This is a genomic window from Micromonospora sp. NBC_00858 (assembly GCF_045207365.1).
In the GTDB taxonomy this organism is placed as follows: domain Bacteria; phylum Actinomycetota; class Actinomycetes; order Mycobacteriales; family Micromonosporaceae; genus Micromonospora.
In genome coordinates, this window is record NZ_CP108828.1 from 4,662,795 (window position 1) to 4,683,010 (window position 20,216).

A 20,216-nucleotide genomic window follows, 5' to 3' on the forward strand; every position below is an offset into this window, starting at 1 on the left:
GCAGCACGGCCACGGCGACGGCCCGGACGACCGGACCGGCCGCCGAGCCGCCACCTGCCCCCGGTCAGAACGAGTGCGGGTCGATCACCCGGACCACGAACCGCCGCTCACGCAGGGTCTGCACGGTCGGATGCTCCTGGCCGATCACCTCGGCCAGCCGGTCGGCCACCGCGGCCACGGCCTCGGCGGGAGCGCCGTCACCAGCGTGCCTCGACACCAGGGCGAGATCACCGAGGCAGCGAAGCGTGTCGGGGTGAGCCGCGCCGATCACCTCGGACAGCCGGTCGGCGGTCTCCCGCAGCCGCTCCCGCGCCGGCACCCACTCACCCTCCTCGGCGAGGCACACCGCCTGGTTCACCTCCGCCGCCAGGGTGTGCGGGTGATCCGGGCCGAGCACCTTGCGCAGCTCGCCGGCCGCCCGCGCGGCCGACGCGCGGGCCTCCGACCGGCGGCCGACCGCACGTTCGGCGGCGGAGATGTTGCTCAACGTCGCCAGGGTGTGCGGGTGCGTGGGGCCGAGGCGCAGATCCTCCTCGTACGCCTGGCTGACCGCGGTCATCTCGGTGAGCGCCCGGGCCGCGTCGCCGACGGCCAGCAGGTTCGCCGCCCGGCTCGCCCGGCACGACACCGTGTCCGGGTTGTCCGGCCCGAAGCGTTCGTCGAGCTTCCGGTAGGCCGCCTCGAACAAGGGTGCGGCCTCGCCCGCCCGACCGGTACTGCGCAGCGACACCGCCAGGTTGACCTGGGCACCGAGGGAGAGGCCGTCGTCGGGCCCCAGCACCTCGCAGTACGCGTCATACACCGTGCGCAGCAGGATGGCCGACCTCTCGTACTCGCCGGCCTCGCGCAGGTCGCTGCCCAGTCGGACGGCGGAGACCAGGGTGTACGGGTTGGTGGGGCCGAGTACCAGCCGCCGCCGCTGGTGCACCTCGTCGTCCCATCGGCGGGCCGACCGGTAGTCGCCGACCAGCCGGTACGAGACAGCGAGGTTGTTGGCCGCGCTCAACGTCCGGGGATGGTCCTCGCCGAACACCTGGAGCCAGGAGGCGTACGTGGACCGGTCCCGTTCCAGCGCCTCGGCGTACCGGCCGAGCGCCCGCAGGTCACCGGCGAGACTGCCGGCGGTCATCAGACTGTGCGGGTGCAACGGGCCCAGGAGCCGGCGCTGCTCGGCCAGCACCGCCTCGTCCAGGTCCCGGGACTCGTCGAACCGGCCCAGGCTGCGCAGGATGTTCGCCCGGTTGAACCGCAGGTACAGCAGCTGGCGACCCAGCGCCGTGGCCTCACCCTCGTCGTCCAGGCCCTCCAGCCGCGCGGACCAGGTTTCGTCCACCTGCTCGCTGAACCCGTTGGCCTGCTCCAGGCCGCCGCGCTGCCACAGGTAGCGGACCCGGTCGATCAGCAGTTGACACACCGACTCGTCGGGGCAGGACACCGCGTCGGAGACCTCCAGGTGTGGCCAGAGCATGCGCAGCCGGGGCCAGGTGGTCGGATCGTCCACGTCGCCGCGCGGTCGGGACGCGGCCAGCACCAGGTGCACCTGGTGCCGAACGGTGACGATCTCGTCGTCGGTCATCCGGTCCCGCACCACCGCCTGCAACAACCGGTGCACCTGAACCCGACCGCCCTGGACGTCGAGTTTGAGCAGCGCCAGCCGGTTGATCTGCTGGATCAGCGCGCCGCGCACGAGCCGTTCCGACACCGACGGGTCGAACGGCACGAGGGCCGCCGCCATCTCGTCGCTGTAGATCAGGTCGAGGGCGATCTCCGGGGCCAGCACCGAGCAGAGCTGCAACAGCCGGTACGCGGCGGGCGCCTGATCGTGCAGCCGGTTCAACGACAGGTCCCAGGTGGCCTCCACGGAGAGCGCGCTGGGGCCGTGCCGCTCGATCTGCCGCAGGTAGTCGGCGACCGACGTGCCGGTGTCGGCGAGCCACGCGCCCGCGGCGGCCACCGCGATCGGCAGGTCGCCGAGCGCATCGGCCACCCGGTCGGCCTCCTCCCCACTGATCGTGGGCACCCGCTGGGCGAGGTGAGCGACGCTCTCCGTCCGGTCGAAGACATCGACCTGGATCGGGTTCGCCCGATCACCCCAGGCGCGGTTGCGGGAGGTCAGCAGGACGTGCCCAGGCCCCTGTGGCAGGAACGGCTCGATCTGGTCGAGTTCCTCGGCGTTGTCGAGCACGACGAGCCACCGCTCGTACGGCTCGCCCCGGCCCAACACCTGCAGCACCGACCGGACGGTGTCGGGCGTGGTGGGCCCGGCGGTGATGCCGAGCCGCGTGGCGAGGTCGGCCAGGGCGGTGTCGACGAACTGCGGCGGGTCCGCGACGATCCACCAGACCACGTCGTAGGCGGCCTTGAACCGGTGCACGTACTCCAGGGCGACCTGCGTCTTGCCGACGCCGCCCATGCCCTGCAGAGCGACCGGCAGCACCACCGCGCTGCCTCCGCTCTGCAACTGGGCGCGCAGTTGCGCCAGGTCGTCCTCGCGGCCGGTGAAGCGCGCGTTCCGGTTGGGCGCATTGAAGATCAACGGCTCGGCGCCGGGATAGCGGGCACCCCCGCCCGCCGGACCGTCCGCTGGCGACGGAACCGGTCGGCCGACCAGCCGCAACACCCGCTCCACGGCCGTCGCGGCGCTCACGTTGACCAGGTTGGTCGAGCTCTGGGCCGGGAACTCCGCCAGCGGGCGCAGGTCGGAGACGTACACGGCGAGGGCCGTGGAGCCGGTGCTGGTGTCGCGGGCCGGCAGGCCACCGGACGGTGTCGCCACGTAGGCCGGCGACACCACCGTCAGCGTGCGCGGGGCGGGCGTACCGGCGGACCCGACGGCGGACCCGGGGTCCACGACCCGCATCCCGGCCGAGCTGAGCACCCGCTCCAGCCACTCGGCCCAGATGGCGTCCTCCGGGGCGCAGCGGAGCACGATCTGGTCGTCGATCGCCTCGGTACGCCGGCGGAAGCGGGCCTTGCCCCGTTCCCGCACCGACTCGTCCATGACCGGCAGCGAGGTCACCGCTCCCTCGGTGAGGATCCCGGTCAACGTCTCGAACGCGGCCAGCAGTGACGTCGGGGATCCGGGCGGGTCGCCGAACGTCGCCAGCGTCTCCTCGTACGCGTAGAACGGCCGGTACGGGACCTCCACCGCCGCCCAGTACCGCCGCCGCTCGGCCTCCGTCATGCCGGCCGGTAGCCCGCCGAACCGGCGCATGGCCAACAGGCGGCCCGCCTCGGCGCGCTCCTTCTCGGCCTGGTCCACCCGCATCGGCACCGGCAGGACCCGGATGTCCCGCCGCCGATAGCGGTCCCGCACCGAGTGCGCGACCCGGGCCGCGCCGTCGATGCCCTGGTCGCTGAGGGTGAAACAGTCGACCAGGGTGTCCGGCAGGTGCAGGGTGCAGATGTCGGCGACATCGCTCAGCCCCGTCCGGCTGTCGATCAGCGTGAAGTCGTACTGCCGCTTCATGTCCGCCCGCAGCGCCTCGAAGAACTGCGCCCCGCCCAGCCGGTTGTAGAAGTTGTCCCAGTCCAGCCCGCTCACCGAGACGGCGTAGTCGCTGTTCTGGCGGCCGGCGGAGAGGAAGTCGAGCCCGCCGCCGTCCGGGAAGTTCCAGCGCAGCGAGAACGCGTGGCGGCCGACGCGGGCGTACTGCTCCATCCACCGCTCGGGGCGGTCGTCGGCCCGGGTGGTCTCCCACTCGTAGTCGCGGATCAGGTCGATGACGCCGCTGGTGCCCTGGATGGCCTCGGCGTCGAGAAAGGGGTGGAAGAAGCGGTGCAGGCCGGGTGACTCGAGGTCCCAGTCCGCGACCAGCACCCGCCGTCCACTGGCCGCCAGGATCCAGGCCACATTCGCCAGCGCCATCGTCCGGCCCGTCCCACCCTTGAACGAGTAGAAGGTGACGACCTGGCCTTCGCGATCGTTGCTCATTGGTTCTCTCCGTGGGGACGCGGTGTCGCCGGATCATCGGGCGGGGACGCAAGGTCGGCTGGATTCGCCGGGCCGGGGCCGGGCGGCACGTCGCGCAGGCTGGGCACCGGCTCCGGCGGCGGGGGGAAGGCGACGACCGGGGCGTACTTGAGGAACTGGCGGCGGGCCTCGGTCACCAGCGCCGGCATCAGGTCGACGAACTCCCGCATGGTGCACGCCTGCTTCACCTGGGGCAGGCCGGCGTCGTGCAGCAGCTCCGTCACTTCATTGGCCCATCGGGCGGCGTCCTGCGGATCGTCGTCGTCGGTGACCACGAGCGGGACGACCCACTCCCGCAGGCCGTGCAGCAGGCCTTCGAGGGTGCCGGGCGCGTCCGGCGCCGCCACGATCCACGGGTCGACCAACAGCACGGCCGGTCGGCGGTCGAGCAGCCCGGCGGCCTGCGCGAAGTCCGCCGTGCGGGCCGACAGCCCGAGCCGCTCGGCCGTGCTGGCCGCGTACTCGGCGGCGGGCAGCTCCTGACGGCTGCCGTACGGCCGCCAGAGCCGGCCGCTGGCGGCGTAGCCGGCGGGATCACGGTCGGCCGGCAGGTGGTCCCGGGTGGGGGCCAGGACGGCGACGACGAAGTCCGGGTCGGTCGGTGCCGGGCGGGTGACCTCGTCCAGGCCGGGCGCCCGGGACGGGCCCAGCGGCTGCCGCTCGGCGGTGTGCACGATCCGGGCGGCCAACCGGCTCAGCAGGAGTTCGTACTGTGCCCGGTAGGAGGCCAGCATGCAGAGCGCGCGCAGGCCGTTCTCGGCGTACTCCGGGATGTCCCGGCCCAGGTCCAGGGCGCCGTCCAGCTCCGGGTGGGTCTCCCAGGGCGGGAAGGGGATCCACAGCACCGGGGTGAGGTGGCCGGCGGCGGTCCGGGCCTGCCCGGCAGCGGCCAGCCGGGCCCGGAACGATTCCTGCTCTCCCAGTGCCCACGGGCGGCTGAAGTAACCGGGCGAGTAGAGCGGGACGAAGACCTCCGCATCACCGAGCGCCTCCGCGAGGGCCGCCTTCCAGTCGGCGCCCAACGGAATGTGCTGGTCGAAGAACCCGATCCGCAACCCCGCCACCGGCCGCGCCTGGCGGGTCACCTCCGCGGTCAGGTCGTCGAAGAACTGGCCGACCCAGACGTCGGAATCGGCCCGCGCGCCCTGCGGCGGCGCGGAGTGGGCATAGCTGAGGAAGAAGTACGTCCCCCGGGCCGCCGCCCGGCGTCGGCCCGTCGGCGGGCTCATCCCGGTTCCTCGGCGAACCGGTTGCACAGGTCGTCCACGCTCGCCGGCACCCACGGCTCCACCAGGTACGACCGGTGGATGGCCACGATCCGTTGGGCGAGCCGCCAGACCACCGCCCGGTACGCGTTCTCCCACTGCATGGTGAGCAATCCGTAGACCCCATCCCGCTGGTAGTGCACCGCGATGTCGGGATCCGGCATCGCGGTCGGGGTGAACCGTTGGATGTCGCGGAGTACCCGGGGCAGTGGCGTGCCGTTCGTCGGCGACCAGGTGACCGGCACGATCGCCGTCTCGTGCGCCGAGGCGGCGCCGGGCCGCCGGACGATCCGCCTGCGGGAGAAGGCATCCCACTCCCGGCCACACCAGTCGCTGCCGAGCAGCGCGCTGGACACCAGCGGAACGAAGACCTGGCAGGTGCCGGCGGCCTCGAGCAGCTCCGGGCTCCAGCGTTCGCCGCCCGCGATGGAGCTGTCCATGAAGCCGGGGTCGACTCCGGTCACCGGGCCGACCAGCTCGCTGACGTGAACCGACAGGTCCTCGTAGAAACGGGAGACGTACTCGGCGGGGTTGCCGGTGGCCCGGCGGACCGGCGACCGTGAGTAGCTGAGGAAGAACAGTGGGGCGCGCGTGCCGGAGTGCGGGTCCACTGTGCTCACTGCAGTCCCTCCGCCCTCCCCACGCGGCCGGACCATCAGAGTAGTCCCCACGTCAATGCCTGGCCGCCAAGCGGTTCGCGGCGAGCCAGCCGACCGCGAAGTCCACAGTGGCGCGCAGCGGCAGCAGCCGCGCGCTCGCCCGGCCGACCCGACCGTGCCGGACGAACGGCTCGCCGTCGAGCGCGGCCCCCACTGTCGGAAAGTCGCTGTCGTCCAGGTCGAGGGCGCGGAAGTCGAGGCGGACCCGACGCCCGTCGACGAGCCGAAAACAGCGATAGTCCCGCTCCGGCGGCGGCACCGGCAGCCGGTACTCGGCCAGGTGCAGCGCGCTGCACGCCTCGTAGCCGACGCCGAGCAGGAGGATCTGCCCGTCCGCCGCGCACAGGGCACCCATCGGTGAGCGTTCGCCCAGGTGGCAGTCGAGGTCGTGACGGTCGGTGAGCTGCCGCGCCCGGGGACCGAGCGCGGCGAACGAGGTCTGCGGATGATCGCTGCGCACCGCACCGGGGGCACACCGGACGAACTCGGCGAGCGCCCCCATCCGTTGTGAGGGGGTGGTCCGACCGTCCCAGCCGGGCAGGGCGGCCTCGTACCGGGCGAGCTGCGCCGCGTCCATGCCGGCGGTAGCCGCCAGGTAGGTCCGGGAGGTGGTCGAGTTGCCGGCGGTCTGGGTGGGGACCAGCAGCGTGCCGGCCGGGCCGAGGACGTCGCGCAGCGCGCCGGCGAGTGTCGCGGGGCCGCGCTCCAGCGGACCCACCCGCCGGAGGCCACAGTGCACCAGGAGGCACGCACCGGGACGGACGCCCAACGCCCGCAGGTCCGCGGCGAGGCGGGGGCGGCCCAGCGCGGGTGGGTCGCGCGCCTCATCCGGGCCCGACACGGGTCTCCTCCAGGGCGTGCCGGATCCGGCCGACGAACCGCTCCCCTGCCGGGGTGAGCGTGCGGCTGGCCAGCAGCGCGTCGGCGCCGTTCCGGGTCCACGACAGGTAACGGGCTGCGTGCGCGGGCGCGTCCGGGTGGCCGGGCCGGTCGGCATCCGCCCGGGACCGCCACACCTGGGTGACCGCCAGGTGGGCGTACACCCCCTGGAGCACCCCCTCCGGCGGCCGGGGATCGGGGCGCCAGGGCACCCGAATCCGGGTGGCTGAGCTCGGCTCGACGAGGTCGTACAGGTCGAGCACCGCACCGAGCTTCGCGTGCTGCCACTCGTGCACGAGCAGCACCGCCATCGTCTCCGGGTCCGGGATGGGGGTGACGGCGATCGCACCGAACGCGTCCCGGGCGGTGGCGCTCCGCAGCGGTCTCGCCGGGTCGGGGGCCAGCGGCACGACGGCGCGCAGACCGGCGTCGAGCGCGGCCGCGTGGGCCGACACGTCGCGGTGCACGACGCGCCAGGCGTCGGCCAGGGTACGGCCCAACGCACGCACCGCCACGTCGTCCAGGCGGGGCGCGACGGGCTGGCCGTAGCAGTCCCGGTACGGATCGCCGTCCTCGACGAACAGGTGACGACCGGGCACCGGCACGCCGCGCGTGGGTCGCCAGCCGACCGACGGCGGCCCGGCCGGATCGAGGGACACCATCTGCTCCGCCGGCCCGACTCGGACCCGGAACTCGCACGGGAGGACGGTCACCTCGGCGCTCTCCCCGCTGCCGCTCGGCAACACCAGGCTGCCGAGCGTGGGCAGCGTGATCGTGCCGGCCGGCACCGGGATGCTCAGCGCGGTCGGGACGCCCGCCCGGAGGGCGGCGGCGATGGCGAGGGCCGGTAGCGGGTCGACCGCCCGGGCGAGCCCGGACCGGGCCGATGGGCCGAGGCAGTGCGCCAGCCACGGGCGGACGAAGGAGTGCGTGAGGACCGCCCGGACCGCGTCCGGTGCCGTGCCGTCGAGGTGCGCAAGCAGCTCCCAGGCGGCGGTGCGGCCGGTCTTCTCCCGCCACGCCGCCAGCAGCGCCCGGGTGATGGAGAGCTGGGTGGCGGCGAGTAGATCCAGGGTCTGCTCCGACTCGTGCCCGGTCGCCAGCTCGTCCAGCAGCTCGTCGACGGGCGAGTCGTCCCGCTCGGGTGACGCGGGGTGGGCGGCGTGGCCCGGTGGCGGGTACGCGGCCACCGTGTCGATCAGGCCGCGCAGATCGGCGCAGTACACCGAGGGGTTGTCGAAGCCGGAACCGGTGCGCCAACGGTGGGCGTACAGGCCCCCGCCGCACCGGTCGACGACCGGGCAGGACCGGCAGGTGGCACTGAGCCCGGCCACACCGTCCTGTCGAATGGCGACCCCCGGGTGCCGGGCGGCCTCGTCCACCGACTGACCGAACACGTCGAATCCGGTGCCGGCCGCGCCGTGGTACGCGGTCTTCAGCGAATCGACCTGCTCCCAGGTGCCGTCCGCCTCGACCACGAGCACATCGGCCGGGGCGAGGCCGAACGCCTCGGTGCCGCCTCCACCCGGGCGCAGCGCCTCGAACAGCCGGATCGACACGGGCCGCCCGTCGTCCACCCACCGCCGGTAGATGCGCCCCAGCCAGTCCGCGTACGGGGTGGCCGTGACGTCGGGGCGGGCCGGGGGGTGATCCCAGGTGGCGTGCGGCAGCAACAGGTCGACCCGGGGCGGGTGTTCGGCCAGCAGTGCCTCGTAGACCCGGTCGGGATCGTTACGGACGTCGACGGTGCAGAGGATGCCGGCGTAGCTGGCGCGATGAGCCGGGTGACGGAGCAGGGCCAGAGCCCGCCGGACGTGGTCGTGACTGCTGCCGCCGTGGGCGAACACGCGGTGCCGGTCGTTGGCGGCGCGGTCGCCGTCGTACGACACGCCGACCTTCACGTCGTGGTCGACCAGCACGCCGCACAGCTCCTCGTCGAGCAGCACGCCGTTGGTCTGCATGCGTAGGTCGAGCTGAGTCCAGGGGGTGATCGCCGCCCGCAACTCGACCAGCACCTCGCGCAGCCCGGCCGCACCGAGCAACAGCGGCTCGCCGCCGTGCAGCACCACGTGCACCACCGGCAGCCCGTGGTCGCGCGCGTGCTCGGCGATCCGCTTCGCGGCGGCCCGGACGGTGGCCAGTGGCATCCGGACCGGCCGGCCACGCCAGGTCTGGTCGGCGTGCTGGTAGACGTAGCAGTGGTCGCAGCTGAGGTCACACCTGCTGTGCACCTTCAGCACGAACTGGCTGATCCGCCGGCACGATCCGCCCGACCTGGGCGAACCACACCAGCAGACCATCGATCAGATGGACGAGTTGAAGGCGGCGACGGGAACGGTGCCCGAGGGCATCGAATCACCGGCGAGGACGCGCTGCCGGACCGTCGCGACCAGGTCGGCATGGTCGACGGCGATCCGCTCCAGCGGGGTGTGCAGGCAACGCGTCAGATCGGCGAGCGCGGGACGGGATGGGCGGGTGGGGGCATGGTCCACAATGAGTCTCCGGGGGCCCGGGGCGCGGGAGCGCGAGCGGCGGCAATGGCTCGAAAGGCTCTGGTCCGTGACCAGGATAGACAAATATCGACCCAGTGTCACCGTCGGTACAATCGCCGGCACCGCTGGTGGCAGTCGGGGTGTCGACAGCGACAGATGAGGGAGTGTCATATGTGCCGGAGCATCAAGACGCTGCGTGAGCCGTTCACCCCGCAGGTGACCGAGGCGGACATCGAGGCGGCGGCGTTGCAGTACGTCCGCAAGATCTCGGGCTTCCGGGCGCCCGCCGCGCACAACGCCGCCGCGTTCGACGCCGCCGTGGCCGCCGTGACCGAGGCCACCCGCACCCTGCTCGACCAGCTTGTGGTGCGGGGTGCCGGGCCGGCCGCCGCGGACCAGCCGGCCACCGCCTCCGGCCGCGGCTGATCGCCAGGGCGGCGCCCGGTGACCGGGGCCGGCCGGGCCGGACCGGAGGGTCAGGCCGCGGCGAGCACCGGAGCGACCGTGTCGGGCGCCCAACGCGAGCGGTGGCACTGCGACCAGCCCCGGCAGCCCGGGTCGGCCAGCGTGCAGAGCCGCTGCCTGCTGAGCACCTCGCCGTCGTCGGTGTCCCGCATGTCGAAGTGCACCGGGCGGACCGTGCCGTCCGGGGCGACGAGCAGGTGTCGGCCGGCGTCGAGCGTGTCGTCGCGCAGCAGGCAGTTGCGGTCCAGTAGCCGGGCCAGCGCGGCGATGCTGGCGTGCTCGGAGAGCCGCTCGGGCACCCCGTAGCAGTCCACGATCGTCGCGAAGTCGCCCGGCGCCTGCCAGACGTCGCAGACCACCGCGTACGCCGGCAGTCGGGCCGGGTCGGCCACCGCCAGCGGCATCACCACCCGACCGAGCGCCTCGGCCAGCGCCGGGTAGACCTCCACGGGTCGTACCCGGTCGATTCTCCAGTTCCACAGCTCGGTCATTCCGCCTCCTCGCTGCGTTCGTCCCACCGGCCTCCGGATCGGGCCTTACTGACGATGGTGGGGGGCATTTGACCTCAGCCGGGGGCAAGTTACCGGTCTGTGACCATTCCGGGCAAAATTTCCCCGAGCAGCATTGCTTCGAGTGGCCGGAAGGTGACAGTTTATCGGGTATGGTGCGCCATCTGCACCACCGCCGCCGCGTGTTCCGGGCCCTGACGGCGGGGCCGCCCGGCCGGTCAGCGCAGGACGACCAGGTGCTCGCTGCGGGGCAGCAGCTCACCCACCACGGGCGCGCCCGGCAGCTCACCGGCGACCAGCAGGCCGCCCGAGGTCTGCGCGTCGGCCAGCAGCAGCCGTTCGCCCTCGTCCGCGGCGCCGAAGTCGGTCCACGGGGTGACCCAGTCCAGGTTGCGCCGGGTGCCGCCGCTGACGTACCCGTCACGCAGCGCCTCCCGCGCACCGGCCAGGTAGGGCACCCGGGCGGTGTCGATCGCCACCGTGAGGCGGCTGGCCCGGGCCAGCTTCGAGGCGTGCCCGAGCAGACCGAATCCGGTCACGTCGGTGCCGCAGCGGATGCCGGCAGCGACCGCCGCCCGGGCGGCGTCCCGGTTGAGCGCGCTCATCGTGGCCACCGCCTCCGGGAAGCTCTCGCCGGTGTTCTTGTGCCGGGTGTTCAGCACGCCCACCCCGAGCGGCTTGGTCAGCGACAGCGGCACCCCGGCCCGGCCGGCGTCGAGGGTGATCAGCTCCTCCGGCCGGACCGTGCCGGTGACCGCGAGGCCGTACTTCGGGCCGTCGTCGTCCACGCTGTGCCCGCCGGCCAGGTGACAGCCGGCTTCCCGGGCCACGTCCTGGCCGCCGCGCAGCACCTCGCGGGCCAGCTCCAGCGGCAGCACGTCGCGCGGCCAGCAGAGCAGGTTGAGCGCTACCAGCGGGACGCCACCCATGGCGTACACGTCGGAGAGCGCGTTGGCGGCAGCGATCCGCCCCCAGTCGTACGCGTCGTCGACCACCGGTGTGAAGAAGTCGGCGGTGGTGACCAGGCCGGTCCGCTCGTCCAGGCGGACCACCGCCGCGTCGTCGCCGTGGTCCAGACCGACCAGCAGCTCGGCGGTGCCGGTGGCCGGGCCGAGACCCGCCACCATGATCTCGAGTTCGCCCGGGGGAATCTTGCAGGCGCAGCCGCCACCGCGGGCGTAACGGGTCAGCCGTACCGGTTCGGTCATCCCCCTATGATTTCGGTTACTCGCGGCTGGTGCCACCGCCGCAGTCCGCACAGTGACCGGAATCGGACTCGGCACGACGATCGTGACCGGTGTTACCGCTCCGTGACCCGCCAGGTTGCGTTCTGCCACATAGCGCCGCCTACAGTGGCCGCACCGGGGGTCAACCGACCCCGATCCGGGAGACGACAGGGACGGTGGACGACGTGACGACGGGCGAACCGCTCATCGTGCTGGACGCGGTCAACAAATGGTTCGGACCGCTGCACGTGCTGGATGACGTCTCGCTGTCGGTGGGTCGGGGCGAGGTGGTCGTGGTGATCGGCCCGTCCGGCTCCGGCAAGTCGACGCTGTGCCGCGCCATCAACCGACTGGAACCGATCAACTCGGGCACCATCACCTTCGACGGCGAGCCACTGCCGGCCGAGGGTAAGGCCCTCGCCAAGCTGCGCAGCGAGGTTGGCATGGTCTTCCAGTCCTTCAACCTCTTCGCTCACAAGACCATCCTCGAGAACGTCACCCTCGGCCCGGTCAAGGTCCGCAAGGAGAAGCCGGCGGCAGCCCGCGAGCGCGGCCTGGCCCTGCTCGACCGGGTCGGCATCGCCAACCAGGCGGACAAGTTCCCGGCCCAGCTCTCCGGCGGCCAGCAGCAGCGGGCGGCCATCGCCCGGGCGCTGGCCATGCAGCCCAAGGCGATGCTCTTCGACGAGCCGACCAGCGCGCTGGACCCGGAGATGGTCGGCGAGGTGCTGGACGTGATGACCTCGCTGGCCCGCGACGGCATGACGATGGTCGTGGTCACCCACGAGATGGGCTTCGCCCGGCACGCCGCGAACCGGGTCATCTTCATGGCCGACGGCCAACTGGTCGAGGACGCCCCGCCGGCGGAGTTCTTCGCCAACCCGCGCAGTGAGCGCGCCCGGGACTTCCTCTCCAAGATCCTCACGCACTAGGTGTCCGCAGTGGGGCGCGCCGGACACCGGTGGGCTCCGTCGAAGAAGGAGAAGAGTATGCGTATCAAGCGCGTTGCCGCGGTCGCCGCGGTCGCCGCTCTGGCGCTCGGCCTGACCGCCTGTGGCGGTGACGACGGGGAGGACGCCGGTTCCGGCAGCAAGTCCTTCGCGGCCGGCAGCACCATGGAGAAGCTGAACAAGGCGCAGAAGATCAAGATCGGCACCAAGTTCGACCAGCCGGGCTTCGGCCAGAAGGGCCTGTCGGGCAAGCCGGAGGGCTTCGACGTCGAGATCGCCAAGATCATCGTCAAGGAGCTCGGTATCCCCGAGGACAAGATCGAGTACGTCGAGACGCCGTCGAAGGTCCGTGAGGACGTCATCGTCAACGGCAACGTCGACCTCGTCGCGGCGACGTACACGATCAACGACAAGCGCAAGGAGCGGATCGCCTTCGCAGGCCCGTACTACGAGGCCGGCCAGAACATCCTGGTCAAGAAGGACGACACCACCATCACCGGTCCGGACTCGTTCAAGGACGGCACCAAGAAGGTCTGCTCGGTCACCGGCTCCACCCCGGCCGAGACGATCAAGCAGTACGTCAAGGACGTCGGCACCCAGCTGGTGCTCTTCGACACCTACGACAAGTGCCGCGACGCCCTCAAGGGTGGCCAGGTCAACGCCGTCACCACGGACAACGTGATCCTGCTCGGCTACATCGCCAAGGACGAGGCGTCCTTCAAGCTGGCCGGCACCAACTTCACCAAGGAGCCGTACGGCATCGGTGTGAAGAAGGAGGACGCGGACTTCCGCAGCTTCATCAACGACACGCTGGACAAGGCGGTCGCCGACGGTAGCTGGAAGAAGGCCTGGGACGACACCGCCGGCAAGTTCGGCGCGGAACTGGGCGCGGCTCCGACCATCAACCGCTACTGATCTGATCCTTCGATCTGGAGGGTGGGGAGGAACACCGACCCGTGAACGTGCTCATCGACAAGTTCGACGTCTTTGCGGGTGGTTTCTGGCTCACCCTCCAGATCTGCGTACTCGCCGCGATCGGCGCCCTGATCCTGGGCGCCATCGTGGCGGTACTGCGGATCTCCCCCGTGCCGCCGCTGCGGGCGGTCGGCACGGTTTACGTCAACGTCTTCCGCAACATGCCGCTGACCGTGGTGATGTTCTTCGCCGCGTTCGGTCTGCCGGCGCTCGGCTCCAACGCCGACTTCCTGCGCATCCCCGTCCTGGACTCGCTGTTCAACCGGCTCGGCACTGACCTGCCGTACTTCCGCTTCGCCCTGATCGCCCTGGTGCTCTACACCGCGGCGTTCGTCTGCGAGGCGCTCCGCTCCGGGGTGAACGCGGTGCCGCCGGGGCAGGCCGAGGCGGCACGCTCGCTCGGGCTCACCTTCGGCCAGAACCTGCGCCACGTGGTGCTGCCGCAGTCCTGGAAGGCCTCCGTGGTGCCGCTCGGCTCGGTGATCATCGCGATGATCAAGAACTCCGCGCTGGTCGGCTTCTTCGGGGTGGTCGGTGACCTGTCGCAGACCGCCGACCAGCTCACCTCGGCCGAGGGCTACGCCTTCATCCCCGTCGCCATCGGCATCTCGATCGGATACCTGATCATGACTGTGCCGCTCGGCGCCCTGCTGGACCGGCTGGAGAAGCGACAGGCGGTGGCCCGATGACCCGGCAGACCAGCGTCCTCTACGACGTCCCCGGCCCCCGCCAGCGGCGGATCACGCTCATCAGCAGCCTGGTCGCCACGGTGGTGCTGCTGATCGGGGCGTACTTCCTGATCTACCTGCCGCTGGACGACAAGGGCCAGCTGTCGATGGAGCTGTGGGGCCCGCTGGTCGACCCCTCCAACGAGAACTTCTCGCAGGTGTGGGATCGGATCGGCCTCGGCTTCAAGAACACCCTGATCGCGGCGGCACTGGCCATCCTGGCCTCGCTGGTGGTCGGCACGCTGCTCGCCGTACTACGGATCCAGCTCAAGAGCCTGACCCGGCGCCGGTTCACCGGCGCGGCGACGCCGGTGGCGTACCTGCTGCGCGGGCTGAGCACGCTGCTGTCGGCGGTCACCCGGGTCTGCGTCGAGGTGTTCCGCGGCCTGCCCGTGGTGCTCACCATCTTCTTCGTGGCCCGCGGCTTCCCCGAGTTCGGCCTCTACTTCGACAACCTCTGGTACCTGGTGATCGGCCTCACCATCTACAACTCGGTGGTGATCGCCGAGATCCTCCGCTCCGGCATGGAGGGGCTGCCGGGCGGTCAGGCGGAGGCCGCCGCCGCCATCGGGCTCTCCCCGGCGCAGATCACCCGGATGATCCTGCTGCCGCAGTCCTTCCGGATCATGCTGCCGGCGCTGATCAGCCAGCTGGTCGTGGTGCTCAAGGACACCTCGCTGGGCTTCATCATCAGCTACGAGGAAACACTGAACATCGGCAAGCAGATCATCGGCGTGCTGGGCAACCCGATCCAGGTGTACGTCGTGATCGCCGTGCTCTTCATCGCGGTGAACTACTCGCTGTCGAAGCTGGCCCAGTACGTCCAGCGCCGACTCTCCCGGGGCCGCAAGACGGCAGGCATCGCGACGGACCACCTGCCGCCGGCCGCGCTCATGTCGCAGGCCGAAGGCGGCGGCGGGGGCGGCGGCATCTGAGCCACGCCACACCGACCAAGAAGGGCCGCCCCGAATGATTCGGGGCGGCCCTTCGGTCAATGCCAGGGTCGTGCCATCACGCCGGCGACCTGGAACGCTGACTCCGGCCGCCTGGTCCGCCCGGCCGCTTGGTCGGGAGGTCCGCCCGGCCGCTTGGTCCGCCCGGGCGGTCCGCCCGGAGAGGGCTGCCCGGAGAGGGCTGCCCGGAGAGGGCTGCCGGTCTGACTCAGCGGGCGATCTCGGTGACGCGGGACTCGCGGACCACGGTGACCCGGATCTGACCCGGATAGGTCAGCTCCTCCTCGATCTGCTTGGCGACGTCCCGGGCCAACACGGCCGCCCCGATGTCGTCCACGTCGTCCGGCTTGACCATCACCCGGATCTCCCGGCCGGCCTGCATGGCGAAGACCTTGTCCACGCCGAGCTTGCTGGCGGCGATCTCCTCGATCCGCTCCAGCCGCTTGACGTACGCCTCCAGGCTCTCCCGGCGCGCGCCCGGCCGCCCACCGGAGCAGGCGTCGGAGGCCTGGGTGAGCACGGCCTCGATGGTCTGCGGCGGCACCTCGTTGTGGTGCGCCTCGATGGCGTGCACCACGTCCTCGTGCTCGCCGTACTTGCGGGCCAGGTCGGCGCCGATGATGGCGTGACTGCCCTCCACCTCGTGGGTGAGCGCCTTGCCGATGTCGTGCAGGAACGCCGACCGCTTGATGATGGGCACGTCCAGCCGCAGCTCGGCGGCCATGATGCCGGCGATGTGCGCGGTCTCGACCAGGTGCTTGAGCACGTTCTGCCCGTACGACGTGCGGTAGCGCAGTCGGCCCAACAGGGTGACCAGCTCCGGGTGGATCTCGGTGATGCCGACCTCGACCAGGGCGTCCTCGGCGGCCCGCTGGCAGAGCTCCTCCACCTCGTGCCGGGCCAGGTCGTAGACCTCCTCGATCCGGTGCGGGTGGATCCGCCCGTCCAGCACCAGCTTCTCCAGGGTGAGCCGGCCGACCTCCCGGCGCACCGGGTCGAAGCAGGACAGCAGCACCGCCTCCGGGGTGTCGTCGATGATCAGGTTGACCCCGGTCACCGACTCGAAGGCGCGGATATTGCGGCCCTCCCGGCCGATGATCCGCCCCTTCATCTCGTCGCCGGGCAGGTGCAGGACGCTGACCACGCTCTCCGCGGTCTGTTCACTGGCCACCCGCTGGATCGCGTCCACCACGATGTGTCTGGCCCGCTGCTCGGCGGTGCTGCGCGCGTCGGACTCGATGTCCCGCACCAACAGCGCGGCCTCCCGCTTGGCCTGCGTCTCGATGGCCTCGATCAGCTCCAGCCGGGCCGCCTCGGCGGTGAGCCCGGCCACCCGCTCCAGCTCCCGACGGCGCAACTCCTCCGCCTCGGCCAGGTCGGTCTCGCGCTGGCTGAGCGCGGACTTCCGGGCCGCCAGCGCGGCCCTCGCCTCGGTGAGCTGCCGCTCCCGCTCGGCGAACCGCTCCACCTCCTCGGTGTGCAGCCGCTCCCGCTCGTCCATCCGGGCTGCCCGGCGCTCCACCTCGGCGGCCTGCTCCCGGGTGGTGGCGGCGAGCACCGCGACCTCCCGCTCGCCGCTGCGCCGGGCGGTGGTGCGCAACTGCTCGGCGTCCGCCTCGGCCTGCTTGTGCGCGCGTTCCAGCACGGTGTCCGCCTCGGCGCGGGCGTCGTCGAGCACCCGGCGGGCCTCTGCCCGGGCGGCCTTCGCCTCGGCGGTAGCCGCCGCCGCCTCAGCGCGGGCGGCGGCCGCTGCGGATTTCGCCACGTCGATCGTGCTGTTCGCCTTGTCGGCCGCACTGCGCAGGGCGGCCAGCGACTGCTCCTGGCGGTCCTTCTCGGCGATGAAGGCGGGATCCTCCGGCGCCGGCGCCGCACCCATCCGGCGCAGCGTCCGGACGCCGACCAGCACGGCCCCGACCACCACCACGGCGAGGATCAGGACGGCCGCGAGGAGCACGATGTCGAAGGCGTTCATGCCGGGACCCCGTGGGGCCCGCTGGTGAACCTGTGCCGCCGCCCCGCCATGGCCGCCTCCCCTGAACGTCGAGACCGCAGCGACTGTGCCGGGGGCACACTCCTGCGGCTGTGGACGCCCGACCGGAGCGGCTGGCCGTGGTTAGCTTTCTCCGCCGGCGGTGCCCTCGGGCAACGTCGGCGACCGGGTGCAGTTGTCGCGGCGTTCCGGACCGGCCTGTCCGGAACTGCCGCCAAAGGCCGCGGAGTCGGCCAAAGTGATGCTGTTCTGTTACGCGATCTATGTTGTGCGCTTAGCCTGCGCTGGTCGGGCAATGTGAGCCTGTATGGCGAGGCTAGGTCGCCAGGGGCGGTCTGGTCAAGGACTCATGATCAAACCCCCCGAACGGAGCGAAGTTACAGCGTCACGGCGTGCTGATATCGCGTCGGACAGGAGGGGACAAACTCCGCGAGGCGCACTGCCCCCTGGACGTGTCGGGCCTGCTCAGCCCGCGCCCAGGCGGTTGTCAGGCGACGGCCGACGACCGAGCGGGGTGTGACCCATCCGTCTAACTGAGGACACCGGCCCGAGACCCGGCCCGACTCCGGTCAGCCGGCGCCGGCCGCCACCGCTGCCGCCACCAACGCCGCGTTGTCCGCAGCGGGCGAGCCGTCCGGCAGGTGCAGGGTGTCCTCGAGCCCGATCCGGGCGCCCAAACTCCGGCGTACCGCCTCGGCGAGGACCGGCCAGGTCGCCGGACCCTCGGCGTGCAGCAGCACCGGCGATGCGTCTGCCGGCAGCGCGGCGAGGATCCGGGATGCGTCGACCAGCGCGACCGCCACGTCCTCGGCCATGCACTCGACGAGGACCCGCCCGGCCGGCACCCGCCAGCTCCGGTACGCCGCGACCGCGTCGAGCGTCCACAGCCCCACCTCGACGAGCACACCGCGCTCGTGCAGGGCGGCGGCGACCGCTTCGGCGCCGGGCTCGTGTGCGTTGACCGAGGCGAAGTCGGGCAGCACCGGCCAGGCCCGGACGGCGGCGACCCGGGCGGCCGGATCCGGCTCGATCCAGGCTCCGGTGCTCACCCCGACCGGCAGCCCCGGCCGAGCGGCGCGGATCGCGGTCAGCGCGTCAGCGGTCACCGCCGGCCGCAGTGACTCGGCGCCGGCCGCGTCCCTGGGATGGACGTGCACGGCCGCGACGCCGAGTGCCGCGCAGCGGGCCGCGTCGGCGGCCAACTCCGCCGGAGTGAGCGGCACGGCCGGATGGGCCTCCCGGCCGCGCCCGCCGTTCAGACATGCCTTCAGCATCCGGCCCACACCCCCATCGGGATTCGCCCCGGACCACCGACCGGGCCGCTCACTCGACCGGACGGTTGTCGCGGTCCAATTCGCCCTCGGCGTCGGCGAGCGCGTCGGCGTCGATCTGCTCGGCGAACTCGGCCGCCTCGGCGCTCTGCGCCGCGATCGCGTCCTTCACTGCCCGGATCGCCACGCCGGGTGGGTAGCCCTTGCGGGCCAGCATGCCCACCAGTCGCCGGAAGATCGCGTCGGGCTCACCCCGGGCGGTGCGCAGCTTCCGCTCCACGAGGGCACGGGCGGTCTCCGCCTCGGTCTCCTCGTCCAGCTCGCCCAGCGCCTCGGTGGCCACCTCACCGTCCACGCCCCGCTGGCGCAGCTCGTTGGCGAGCGCCCGGCGGGCCAGGCCACGCCCGGTGTGCCGGCTGGACACCCAGGCCCGAGCGAACGCGGCGTCGTCGATGATGCCGACCTCGTCGTACCGGTCGAGGACCTCGGCCGAGACCTGCTCGGAGATGCCCCGCTTGGCCAGTGCCCCGGCCAGCTCGGCCCGGGTGCGTGGCCGGACGGCGAGCTGGCGCAGGCAGATCTCGCGCGCCACCTCCGACTCGTCACGAGGCGGCGCCGAGGACTCGACGGCGTCGGCCTCCTCGGACCGGCCACGGCGACCCCGGCGAGGGCGGGGCGGGTCACTGGCATCGCCCGTACGGGGTGGGCTGGCATCCCAGCCCCGTCCCGTACGGGCGCGTCGTCCTGCCATGGGTCAGCGACCGGTCAGAAGTCGACCGGCGGCAGCTCCGGGCCGCCGGCGGCGTCACCCGCACCGACCCCGACGCCGAGCTTCTCCAGGATCTTCTTCTCGATCTCGGCGGCCACGTCCGGGTTTTCCTTGAGGAACTCCCGGGCCTTCTCCTTGCCCTGGCCGAGCTGGTCGCCGTCGTACGTGTACCAGGCGCCGGACTTGCGGATGATCGCCTGCTCCACGCCGACGTCGATAAGCGAGCCCTCGCGCGAGATGCCCTTGCCGTACATGATGTCGAACTCGGCCTGCTTGAACGGGGCCGCGACCTTGTTCTTCACGACCTTGACCCGGGTGCGGTTACCGACCACGTCGGTGCCGTCCTTGAGGCTCTCGATGCGTCGCACGTCGAGCCGGACCGAGGCGTAGAACTTCAGTGCCCGACCACCGGTGGTGGTCTCCGGGCTGCCGAACATCACGCCGATCTTTTCCCGGAGCTGGTTGATGAAGATCGCCGTGGTGCCGGTGTTGCTGAGCACACCGGTGATCTTCCGCAGCGCCTGGCTCATCAGCCGGGCCTGGAGGCCCACGTGGCTGTCGCCCATCTCACCCTCGATCTCGGCGCGCGGCACCAGGGCCGCCACCGAGTCGATCACGATGATGTCGATCGCGCCGGAGCGGATCAGCATGTCCGCGATCTCCAGCGCCTGCTCGCCGGTGTCCGGCTGGGAGACCAGCATCGCGTCGGTGTCGACCCCGAGGGCCTTCGCGTACTCCGGGTCGAGCGCGTGCTCGGCGTCGATGAAGGCCGCGATGCCGCCGAGCCGCTGGGCGCTGGCCACCGAGTGCAGCGCCACCGTGGTCTTACCGCTGGACTCCGGGCCGTAGATCTCGACCACCCGGCCGCGCGGCAGGCCGCCAATGCCGAGTGCCACGTCGAGCGCGATGGAGCCGGTCGGGATGATCGCGGTCTGGACAACGGGCCGGTCCCCCAGCCGCATCACCGAGCCCTTGCCGAATTGCTTGTCAATCTGAGCGAGAGCTAGGTCGAGTGCCTTCTCCCGGTCAGGCCCTGCTGCCATGGTTGCCACCCCTGCCTTCGCCGGCGTCTTTGCTGAGCTTCGCGTCACGCGGACACGCTAGGCGCT

General features: G+C 72.0%; 17 protein-coding genes. 5 read left to right on the top strand and 12 right to left on the bottom strand.

What is annotated here, in order from left to right; genetic code table 11:
• Window positions 1–64: 64 nt before the first annotated feature.
• The 6 genes from fxsT to OG990_RS21710 form a co-directional block, all read right to left on the bottom strand.
• Complete coding sequence (gene fxsT / locus OG990_RS21685; RefSeq protein WP_406076981.1) at window positions 65–3,934, bottom strand: FxSxx-COOH system tetratricopeptide repeat protein; 3,870 nt, start codon at window positions 3,932–3,934, stop codon at window positions 65–67.
• Window positions 3,931–5,202: a TIR-like protein FxsC gene (locus OG990_RS21690; protein WP_406076982.1), complete on the bottom strand. Its 1,272-nt coding sequence runs from the start codon at window positions 5,200–5,202 to the stop codon at window positions 3,931–3,933. Before OG990_RS21690 ends, fxsT begins: the two co-directional genes overlap by 4 nt.
• Complete coding sequence (locus OG990_RS21695) at window positions 5,199–5,858, bottom strand: TIR-like protein FxsC (protein WP_328424783.1); 660 nt, start codon at window positions 5,856–5,858, stop codon at window positions 5,199–5,201. The genes OG990_RS21690 and OG990_RS21695 overlap by 4 nt, the downstream gene beginning before the upstream one ends.
• Before the next feature lie 52 nt (window positions 5,859–5,910).
• Window positions 5,911–6,738, bottom strand: a complete 828-nt coding sequence (locus OG990_RS21700) for an AAC(3) family N-acetyltransferase (RefSeq protein WP_328424781.1) — start codon at window positions 6,736–6,738, stop codon at window positions 5,911–5,913.
• Entirely contained in the window at window positions 6,722–9,016 is a 2,295-nt protein-coding gene (locus OG990_RS21705) for an FxsB family cyclophane-forming radical SAM/SPASM peptide maturase (RefSeq protein ID WP_406076983.1), read from the bottom strand. The genes OG990_RS21700 and OG990_RS21705 overlap by 17 nt, the downstream gene beginning before the upstream one ends.
• Window positions 9,017–9,079: 63 nt before the next feature.
• Window positions 9,080–9,268 (bottom strand): hypothetical protein, encoded by a 189-nt coding sequence (locus OG990_RS21710; RefSeq protein ID WP_328424777.1) that lies wholly within the window; start codon window positions 9,266–9,268, stop codon window positions 9,080–9,082.
• 171 nt (window positions 9,269–9,439) lie between these two features.
• Between OG990_RS21710 and OG990_RS21715 the strand changes: the two genes are divergently transcribed.
• Window positions 9,440–9,694 carry a DUF2277 family protein gene (locus OG990_RS21715; RefSeq protein ID WP_328424775.1) on the top strand — a complete coding sequence of 85 codons (255 nt, stop codon included), beginning with the start codon at window positions 9,440–9,442 and terminating at the stop codon, window positions 9,692–9,694.
• A gap of 50 nt (window positions 9,695–9,744) precedes the next feature.
• On the opposite strand, the gene OG990_RS21720 is transcribed toward OG990_RS21715, so the two are convergent.
• Together OG990_RS21720 and selD are read right to left on the bottom strand one after the other, a co-directional pair.
• Entirely contained in the window at window positions 9,745–10,224 is a 480-nt protein-coding gene (locus tag OG990_RS21720) for a hypothetical protein (protein ID WP_406076984.1), read from the bottom strand.
• A 236-nt stretch (window positions 10,225–10,460) separates the two neighbouring features.
• Complete coding sequence (gene selD, locus OG990_RS21725) at window positions 10,461–11,450, bottom strand: selenide, water dikinase SelD (protein ID WP_355608287.1); 990 nt, start codon at window positions 11,448–11,450, stop codon at window positions 10,461–10,463.
• A 194-nt stretch (window positions 11,451–11,644) separates the two neighbouring features.
• Here selD and OG990_RS21730 point away from each other — a divergent pair, with 194 nt between their 5' ends.
• From OG990_RS21730 to OG990_RS21745, 4 genes are read left to right on the top strand one after another with little or no spacing between them, the layout of a single operon-like run.
• Window positions 11,645–12,400 carry an amino acid ABC transporter ATP-binding protein gene (locus OG990_RS21730; RefSeq protein ID WP_328424769.1) on the top strand — a complete coding sequence of 252 codons (756 nt, stop codon included), beginning with the start codon at window positions 11,645–11,647 and terminating at the stop codon, window positions 12,398–12,400.
• Between the two features lie 57 nt (window positions 12,401–12,457).
• Window positions 12,458–13,333, top strand: coding sequence for a glutamate ABC transporter substrate-binding protein (locus tag OG990_RS21735; RefSeq protein WP_328424767.1), 876 nt, complete (start codon window positions 12,458–12,460; stop codon window positions 13,331–13,333).
• Window positions 13,334–13,374: 41 nt separating this feature from the next.
• On the top strand, window positions 13,375–14,082 hold the full coding sequence (locus OG990_RS21740; RefSeq protein ID WP_328424765.1) for an amino acid ABC transporter permease: 708 nt from the start codon (window positions 13,375–13,377) through the stop codon (window positions 14,080–14,082).
• The gene (locus OG990_RS21745; RefSeq protein ID WP_386989563.1) at window positions 14,079–15,056 is read left to right on the top strand and encodes an amino acid ABC transporter permease; all 978 of its coding nucleotides are present in this window, start codon (window positions 14,079–14,081) and stop codon (window positions 15,054–15,056) included. The genes OG990_RS21740 and OG990_RS21745 overlap by 4 nt, the downstream gene beginning before the upstream one ends.
• 226 nt (window positions 15,057–15,282) lie before the next feature.
• Here OG990_RS21745 and rny read toward each other — a convergent pair whose 3' ends face one another.
• From rny to recA, 4 genes are all read right to left on the bottom strand, one after another.
• Window positions 15,283–17,049: a ribonuclease Y gene (gene rny, locus OG990_RS21750; protein WP_406076985.1), complete on the bottom strand. Its 1,767-nt coding sequence runs from the start codon at window positions 17,047–17,049 to the stop codon at window positions 15,283–15,285.
• 587 nt (window positions 17,050–17,636) lie between these two features.
• Complete coding sequence (locus tag OG990_RS21755; protein ID WP_406076986.1) at window positions 17,637–18,341, bottom strand: 3-keto-5-aminohexanoate cleavage protein; 705 nt, start codon at window positions 18,339–18,341, stop codon at window positions 17,637–17,639.
• Between the two features lie 49 nt (window positions 18,342–18,390).
• On the bottom strand, window positions 18,391–19,089 hold the full coding sequence (locus OG990_RS21760) for a regulatory protein RecX (protein WP_328424757.1): 699 nt from the start codon (window positions 19,087–19,089) through the stop codon (window positions 18,391–18,393).
• Window positions 19,090–19,103: 14 nt separating this feature from the next.
• Window positions 19,104–20,150 (bottom strand): recombinase RecA, encoded by a 1,047-nt coding sequence (gene recA / locus OG990_RS21765; RefSeq protein WP_053656326.1) that lies wholly within the window; start codon window positions 20,148–20,150, stop codon window positions 19,104–19,106.
• Window positions 20,151–20,216 lie beyond the last annotated feature (66 nt).